The organism is Cyanobacteriota bacterium (genome assembly GCA_025054735.1).
GTDB lineage: Bacteria > Cyanobacteriota > Cyanobacteriia > SKYG9 > SKYG9 > SKYG9.
In genome coordinates, this window is sequence record JANWZG010000223.1 from 1 (window position 1) to 6,495 (window position 6,495).

General features: G+C 50.4%; 7 protein-coding genes. 1 reads left to right on the forward strand and 6 read right to left on the reverse strand.

The window, feature by feature from the left end; translation table 11 throughout:
- The 6 genes from NZ772_11540 to NZ772_11565 all read right to left on the reverse strand — a co-directional run.
- Positions 1 to 494 (reverse strand): hypothetical protein (locus NZ772_11540; GenBank protein ID MCS6814178.1); only part of this gene is annotated, 494 nt, incomplete at its 3' end.
- 117 nt (positions 495 to 611) lie between these two features.
- Positions 612 to 2,246: a CHAT domain-containing protein gene (locus NZ772_11545; protein ID MCS6814179.1), complete on the reverse strand. Its 1,635-nt coding sequence runs from the start codon at positions 2,244 to 2,246 to the stop codon at positions 612 to 614.
- Between the two features lie 135 nt (positions 2,247 to 2,381).
- Positions 2,382 to 3,578 (reverse strand): glycosyltransferase, encoded by a 1,197-nt coding sequence (locus tag NZ772_11550; GenBank protein ID MCS6814180.1) that lies wholly within the window; start codon positions 3,576 to 3,578, stop codon positions 2,382 to 2,384.
- A gap of 3 nt (positions 3,579 to 3,581) precedes the next feature.
- A complete protein-coding gene (locus NZ772_11555) occupies positions 3,582 to 4,541 on the reverse strand; it encodes a carotenoid biosynthesis protein (GenBank protein MCS6814181.1) in 960 nt (319 codons plus the stop codon).
- Between the two features lie 139 nt (positions 4,542 to 4,680).
- The gene (gene mdh, locus NZ772_11560) at positions 4,681 to 5,637 is read right to left on the reverse strand and encodes a malate dehydrogenase (protein MCS6814182.1); all 957 of its coding nucleotides are present in this window, start codon (positions 5,635 to 5,637) and stop codon (positions 4,681 to 4,683) included.
- A gap of 6 nt (positions 5,638 to 5,643) precedes the next feature.
- On the reverse strand, positions 5,644 to 5,859 hold the full coding sequence (locus NZ772_11565) for an NAD(P)H-quinone oxidoreductase subunit O (protein ID MCS6814183.1): 216 nt from the start codon (positions 5,857 to 5,859) through the stop codon (positions 5,644 to 5,646).
- A gap of 198 nt (positions 5,860 to 6,057) precedes the next feature.
- On the opposite strand from NZ772_11565, the gene NZ772_11570 reads away from it, so the two are divergent.
- Positions 6,058 to 6,429, forward strand: coding sequence for an iron-sulfur cluster assembly accessory protein (locus NZ772_11570; GenBank protein ID MCS6814184.1), 372 nt, complete (start codon positions 6,058 to 6,060; stop codon positions 6,427 to 6,429).
- Positions 6,430 to 6,495: the final 66 nt, after the last annotated feature.

A 6,495-nucleotide genomic window follows, 5' to 3' on the forward strand; every position in this document is an offset into this window, starting at 1 on the left:
GCATAGGCAAGGGGACGTGCTATCACGTACAGGTCATCACTGTTCCAACTGGGCAGAACATCCTGCACACAGGCAATTAAGCGATCAGCTAGGGAGAGATTGGCATTAACTGTTGCCTGGACGCGCTGCACAATGTGATTCAACAAGTCGTCGGGCAAACAATTGGTAATGCAGGACGACAGCGATCGGGTCATCCATAGTTGGTGGCAATGGTTAGCCAACGCTTTAGCTTGCCGCTCTAGCTCATTACTATCCCACCCTTCCCAGGCAGCATATTGGTCTAGCAACTCTAAGTATGGGTCTGCATTAGGGCTAGTTGCATTCCAGGGATAAGTGATCGGCTCTGGGGACGCATGGCTTGCTGTACTGATGGCTAGCAACGTATGGCAAAATTCAGACTCAACCTGGTTAGCCAGTTGCGAATCAGCTCTCTCCTTAATAGAGACTTGCTGGGTAGACACATGTTCAGAGTGAATAGGGTTGCTTGACATCATGCGGCTCCTGAGGCATCAAGGGATTTTGGATACAAGTACATACAACCCTAGCCAGAGCGGTTCCGCAAGATTTGTAACGTAATTAGCCATTTTGTCCTATTGTCTTAGGCAATCGTCTCAGGCATCAGGGTTAACTGGCACATCCACTAGAAACTCTAGTGTTTGCCCTTGAGAACTTCCGAATTTTAACCTGGTTCCTGAACGCAACGGTATTTCTTGATGATGAATTTTCTGCCAATCATCGCCGTTCAGCATCAGGGTACCGTAGCGAGAAAAGTCTCGCAGGAAGTAGCAACTATTTGTCTCACTGTCGGCTTGAACATCGCGATAGAAGATTTCAGCGTGCTTTTGCGACACCCACTGTTCTTGAATCACGAGATCGTTTTCTAGCTTGCGCCCAACTCGCATCATGCCCCCTTGAATTGGCCATACCTTGTCCTGAGACTCTAGTAGACGTAGGTATGCCGTTGGCAGCTTGCGTCGTACTTGTGTGGGAGAGTTGCGTGGCAACTCAGTTTTGCCTTCTTCCAAGGGCTTAAGCAATTCTCCGTTGAACTCTGGGTGCATGTAAAGGACAGGGAGAGTCCAAGCAGGCTGGTTAAATTTATACAGAGTGAGGAGATGTTGGCGGGCGATCGCAACAGCTTGGTCAATCGACAACCGCTCTGCTAACTTTTGAGAGAGTTTTTGAATAAAACTTAGGGCTTCATGGTCAGCGATCGAATCTCGCATTCCCAAGACCGCAGGCACCCCATGGTGAATCAACACCTCAGCTAAGCTGCTGCGTGGAATTGCTTGCTGACCATCTTGATCGGGTTGAGCACTCCAACATGCATTGAAGACAGCCAAGGTAACGCGACAGCGCGTGAGCACTTGTGCCAATTCTGTCCCACTCATAGCCACATCAGGACAGAGCAACAACAGCCCTCCATTGGGAGCAGGTTTACCGTGCCCTGCATAAAACATAACGTTATAGTCTCCCCGTTCTAGGCACGCAATCAACTCTGCTGGTGTTGGTTGTACGAGTGTATCCACATGGCAAGGGGTGCGAGCAGTCACTACAGAATCAACATCCAGCATTTGGCTAGAGGTACGCATGACTTGGGCTAGGATGTCAGCTTCTTTTTCTAACTTCAGTCTACTAGTCTCTGCTTTTACGCCAGAGTCAGTATCTTCTCCTAGTACCAGTAAAATTCGCAGGAACTGGTTAGCTAGCTGGGAGGGTAAAGGGTCTACGTCGCTAGTCGTGCGACTAAACAACAACTGCTCACTGAGAGAGATTGCTTGCTTGCCTGCTTGGGGTTGCATGATTTCCCAAGGTAGGCCCACCAAATTGGGATCGCGAATTTCTAGCCGCAGACGCAAGGGTTTGGATTGCCCCATGGCAATGCCAGCACTTTGATTGAGGCTGCTCTGGATTGCCCCATCAAATAGCCACTGCCACAGGCTAATCCCTAAATGTTGCATAAGGCGACTGGTTTTAGAGCCACCAGTTTGCTCTACCTCTAATGAAGGAAGAGGCAAGGGAGAGGTAGCCGCAGCTACACTAGGGACAGGTGGCAGGCCTCGGAGGGCAAACATTTCTTGCCATGCCTGCCAAAGTTGATTCAGTTCGTGAGACCAGATGCAGTCATGGTGAACATAACCTCCTGGATAGGGGGCGTTAATCACCCAAACGGCATAGTGATTGGTTCCAGATGCCTTTAATTGGTCGATCGCTAAGCTAAGGCAAAGGTTTTCAGGAGCAACCATGTCGCTGCAAGCATTCCAATAGGTTTGGTGGTAACGGCGTGTCTACCAGTCTATCGAAGAACGGGGGGGTTGCGGAATTTAGCCGGAATGTCCTGCAATCCGTCCATTTAGCCCAGACCAGTTTAGCCCATAATATTACTGATATTGCCGTCCACGCCATCGTTTAGGTGTTTGCAGCGAGGAAAGAGTAATGCGCAGCCAAGCCAGAGGATCGGATAAGGGTGAGAGCCAGAACGTCCACGATTGTCGAGCTTGGGTAAAGTCATAGGCGGGGGCGATCGCAACTAACAGCAGAGTGCGTACAAGCACCAAAAAGCTATTTAACCCAACATTGGCTAACAGTACAGGATTGCCATAACCGAGTAGCAACAGGGTTGTAGAGATTGCCAGCATGGGCAACGGTAACCCCTGTACTGCCAACAGAAACCAGATGTCACCCCAAATTTGGGCACGGGTACTGGCATCCTTTAAGTCGAGGGAGCGGCCCCACTCACGCCATGTTTCCATTGCCCCCTCGTACATTCTCACCTGGATTAGGTTGCGTCCATCCAAAAAACCAACCTTTGCTCCCTGACTAGCAGCATAGCGAGCGAGGGTGACATCATCACAAAACGAGCGACGGGCACTGCTGTAGCCATCAAGGCTTTCCAAGAGCGATCGCCGCACTAAAAAGCATTGTCCGTTTGCCATCACCCGTGATGGATCCGAATTGGTGCCGCTGGGGCCAAACCGATAGACTAACGTCATTAACAGTGAAGGTTGCAGCCAAAATTCACCCAAATTCTTGAGAATAAATTGGGGGGCTAAGGATAGGAGATCGTACTGTTGTTGCTGAGCCGTGTGAATGATGCTAGCGACTAGGCCCGGACGCGGTTGTGTGTCAGCATCTATGCCCAAAATCCAATGACTGTCTGGAGAGCTGTGGAGGAACCCGTTATGCAGCGCCCAAGGACGACCAACCCAATCTGCTGGTAATGGATCATCGTTGATCAGACGAAAGCGGGAATCGCACTGAGCTGCTGCTTTCACTAGGTCAGGGGTGCCATCTTGCGAGTAGCTATCCACGATAATAATTTCACGCACCTCATGGCCCTGCTGTGCTAGCCCTTGCAGACAGGGTGTGATGCGATTAGCTTCATTCAAAGTAGGAACGATGATCGACACAGTGCCAGCCGTATCTGGAGACGACGGAACCGGTACCAACGGTGGATAGCGTCCTGGGCCTTTAACTAAGCGCGTTAAGAGAATAGCAACGGCTGGAACTTGAATTGTTAATGAAGTTAACGCTAGCGCGCTCCAAATCAAAACTAAATTGTTAGCCACGTTAACCATGCGCTAATCGCTTACCGGCGAGGGAACGGGCAGGTCAGCATTCGAGGCAACGGCTGACTGCACAGATTGCACTTGAGCAGGCTGTGGTAACAATAGCGATGACACCGAGGCGCTCGTCGCTCCTGGTTGGGCTGCCCGCCAGAGCACTATAGCAGGTAGCAAGCCAAGAGCAGTTGCCAGAATGCAGGGAACCCAAATGCCTGCCGAGAGGGTAATGGTGGCACCAAAGACGAAGTTGACTAGGTAAATTCCCAAGGGCAGGAGCAAGTCCGATCGCTTAATTGGCAGCGGTTCACGTCCCCAAAATAAGGATGCTACGGTCATAAACAGCACTCCCGTGCCCATCCAGCCAGCAAAGTTCTGGTAAGGCATTCCATAAAAGGCTCCGGGTTGCCTCCATTCCCAAAAGCGGATGGCATCTTGGCTCATGGCGAAGTCCAAAACAATGTCCCAAGCAGTGAGCAGAACTGCTCCAAGGGCGATCGCCGCGACTTGGCGTACCCATACATTAACGGTTTTGAATCGAGATTCCAGCCCAACACGGGCCAACACATAGGCCGAAAATCCTAGATAGAACCAAGACAGTGGAATGGTGAAGGGGACTAACCCTGCGATTTTGTAGCCTAGACCATCAAGGTAACCATAGTGTCCAAAGGGAAAACCCGTACTAGTCCCCAGCAGTTCACTTCCCAGGGAGAGAAATACAGCAGGCAAAAGAAATGTAAGGCAACGTTTCAGCCCCAATAGACGGTAGGCATACACTGCTGCTGCGATCGCGCCCAGAATCATGTAGGTTGCACCACCTGCCGTCATGCCCCACCGAAACAGCACTTGACCGACGCTAGACAATGAGACTATGAAATCGGGCCGGGGCAACACGAACAACAACCCACCCAGTCCAAATGCCATAGCAGCCACATGTCCACCAAGGCAGGCGCGCTCGACGATCGCCAAATGCTTCATACAGACTCCCCGAAAGTAAATTGACAACTCACAACAGCTTGTTCATAAGTCTACACAATTTTATTTATAAAATGTTTACAAAATTAGGTTGCAGTAGTCACCGTTTAGCAACGAATTTCTCCTAGGTTTGATAGCGTTGCTAAGAGCAGGTCAAACGTTCAAAACTAGCGCGGGTAGCAATAGCTGATGCCTGTAGTGCATCTAGTTCAGCTTTGGTTAGGTCTAGTTCTACAATCTGCTCAATGCCAGAGCCTCCCAACCGACAGGGCACACCAATAAATAGGTCGTTAAGGCCATACTCGCCTTGTAGGTAGGCAGAAATGGGCAACAGACTAGATTGATTATGAAGAATAGCTTCTACCATGCGACAGGCAGAAGAGGCTGGAGCGTAAAAAGCTCCGCCAGTTTTCAACAGTTGCACAACTTCAGCGCCGCCATCACGGGTGCGGGCAACTAGCCGCTCGATCGTCGCCGCATCCATCAACTCTGTGATTGGCACGCCGTTAACTGTGGAATAGCGTGGCAAGGGCACCATCTGGTCACCATGGCCACCTAGAACGAGGGTGGTGACAGAGCGAACAGACACGCCTAGTTCCCAAGCAATGAAGCGTTGGAAGCGGGCAGAGTCTAGTATTCCCGCCATACCCATTACCCGGTGCGCAGGCAGGCCACTAACTTGCCATGCCACATGCGCCATGACATCCAGGGGATTGGTAATGATAATCAGCAAAGCATTGGGGGACTGGGCGATCGCCCGTTGGGTGGCTTGGGTGACGATCGGTGCGTTGGTCACAGCTAAATCATCGCGGGTCATGCCAGGTTTGCGGGGCAGGCCAGCAGCAATGATCACAATATCCGACCCTGCTGTATCAGCGTAGTCATTAGTGCCGATAATGCGGCGATCGTGCCCTTCCAGACCACTAGCCTCCATCAAATCTAGGGCTAGTCCCTGAGGACGGCCTTCAACAATATCCAATAGAACAACATCCGCTAGATTTTTCTCTAGGATGCGTTGCGCCAGGGCACTGCCCACATTACCGCTGCCAATAAGGGTAACTTGGGGCGATCGAGATACCCTAGCATCTACTGTAGTCATCAACCCTTACCCTACCTTTTGCAGTTGGTCAATCCGCAACCAGATATTAGGGGTGGGTACATGGCCAAACTTCACTAGGGCATAGTCATCGCGTAAATCTACCACTTCACCCTTGGTTTCAAACAGATAGGGGGGAAAACGCTTATCACTGGCAGTTGCTTCTAAGCTATTAACTAGCTTTTCACGCACTGCTGATACTAGGTCTCCTCGCTTCAGAGTCATCGGCTTACTCCGCTGTACAATCATTACGCTTTTCAAGCATACTCTCAAATCGATAACACTAGTAGAGTTAGACGATAAGAGCAGACCGTGACATGTCATGAGTATCACCTATACTAGTGTTTTAGGTGAAAAGACTATACTAGAAATCTCTGGAAACAGGAGTGGTTGCAACCAATGGCACAGACTATGGACTCTACCATGACTCAATCGGTGACTCGATCAGCATCCCCAGCCCCTGCCCGTGGAATTCAAATGACTGATTCAGCTCTGCGGCAGGTGTTAGCGTTGCGAGAAAAGCAAGGCAGCGATCTCTGCTTACGGGTTGGTGTACGCCAAGGGGGATGTTCTGGTATGTCTTACACGATGGACTTTGAGAAGTTGGAGAACATTAAGCCTGAGGATGAAACCTTTGATTATGATGGCTTTACAGTAGTGTGCGATCGTAAGAGCCTGCTCTACCTTTATGGGCTGGTGTTGGACTACAGTGAAGCCATGATTGGCGGCGGATTCCAATTCACGAATCCCAATGCTAGCCAGACGTGTGGTTGTGGCAAGTCTTTTTCAGCCTAGCCCATGAGTAACTTATCATTAGCATGTGGACATCCCTGATTCAGGCTGATACAGACACTCTGCGTC